General features: G+C 50.0%; 6 tRNA genes and 2 rRNA genes. All 8 read left to right on the forward strand.

Annotated features, from left to right (window positions below):
- Positions 1 to 137 (forward strand): 23S ribosomal RNA (locus MUN34_RS15840); the annotation flags it as partial.
- A gap of 93 nt (positions 138 to 230) precedes the next feature.
- Positions 231 to 346 (forward strand): 5S ribosomal RNA (gene rrf, locus MUN34_RS15845).
- 9 nt (positions 347 to 355) lie between these two features.
- A tRNA-Val gene (locus MUN34_RS15850) sits at positions 356 to 431 on the forward strand.
- Between the two features lie 14 nt (positions 432 to 445).
- Positions 446 to 521 (forward strand) — tRNA-Thr (locus MUN34_RS15855).
- 61 nt (positions 522 to 582) lie between these two features.
- Positions 583 to 669: transfer RNA gene (locus MUN34_RS15860), tRNA-Leu, on the forward strand.
- 30 nt (positions 670 to 699) lie between these two features.
- A tRNA-Arg gene (locus MUN34_RS15865) sits at positions 700 to 773 on the forward strand.
- 5 nt (positions 774 to 778) lie between these two features.
- Positions 779 to 855 (forward strand) — tRNA-Pro (locus MUN34_RS15870).
- Between the two features lie 21 nt (positions 856 to 876).
- Positions 877 to 952, forward strand: a tRNA-Ala gene (locus tag MUN34_RS15875).
- Positions 953 to 1,091: the final 139 nt, after the last annotated feature.

Consider the following 1,091-nt stretch of genomic DNA (forward strand, 5'->3'; position numbering starts at 1 on the left):
GAAGCCCCCTCCAAGATGAGATTTCCCTTTGAGTAATCAAGAAAGACCCCTCAGAGACGATGAGGTAGATAGGTCACGGGTGGAAGCATGGCGACATGCGGAGCTGAGTGATACTAATCGGTCGAGGTCTTGTTCTAGCAGATGCATTGTTGATGACTTCAGTTTTGAGGGCGCGAGCCTTTCAAAAAAGTGCTTGACGTTATGGAAACATAATGTTAAGATAATAGATGTCTGGTGGCGATAGCCAAGTGGTCACACCCGTTCCCATGCCGAACACGGAAGTTAAGCACTTGAACGCCGAAAGTAGTTGGGGGCTTCCCCCTGTGAGGATAGGACGCTGCCAGGCGATACATATGGAGGATTAGCTCAGCTGGGAGAGCATCTGCCTTACAAGCAGAGGGTCGGCGGTTCGATCCCGTCATCCTCCACCATTTTTTTTACACTTGCCGGTGTAGCTCAGCTGGTAGAGCAACTGACTTGTAATCAGTAGGTCGCGGGTTCGACTCCTGTTGCCGGCACCATTTTAACCTTTAATATCATCATCGAACTTGAAAAAGTGTAGATGCTACCTTTTAACACCCTGCCGGGGTGGCGGAACTGGTAGACGCACAGGACTTAAAATCCTGCGGGGGTTTCCCCGTGCCGGTTCGATTCCGGCCCTCGGTACCATTTAAATTTCACTGTTTGATCAATTACCCCGCACCCTTAGCTCAGCTGGATAGAGTACTTGACTACGAATCAAGGGGTCGGGAGTTCGAATCTCTCAGGGTGCACTTTTCGGGAAGTAGCTCAGCTTGGTAGAGCACTTGGTTTGGGACCAAGGGGTCGCAGGTTCGAATCCTGTCTTCCCGACCATCTTCAATTTAATCCCTTAATGGGGCCTTAGCTCAGCTGGGAGAGCGCCTGCCTTGCACGCAGGAGGTCAGCGGTTCGATCCCGCTAGGCTCCACCAAATTATCTTTATGACGAACTTTGAAAACTGAACGATGAGGCAAAAAACGTATCTTCGGATACAAACAATGAATGAAGCGCAAGCTTCGTCAACGTGACTTCGGTCACACAACGAGCAAGTCAAACACTTTATGGAGAGT

Origin of the sequence: Exiguobacterium sp. 17-1 (assembly GCF_023096305.1) — a bacterium.
GTDB lineage: Bacteria > Bacillota > Bacilli > Exiguobacteriales > Exiguobacteriaceae > Exiguobacterium_A > Exiguobacterium_A sibiricum_A.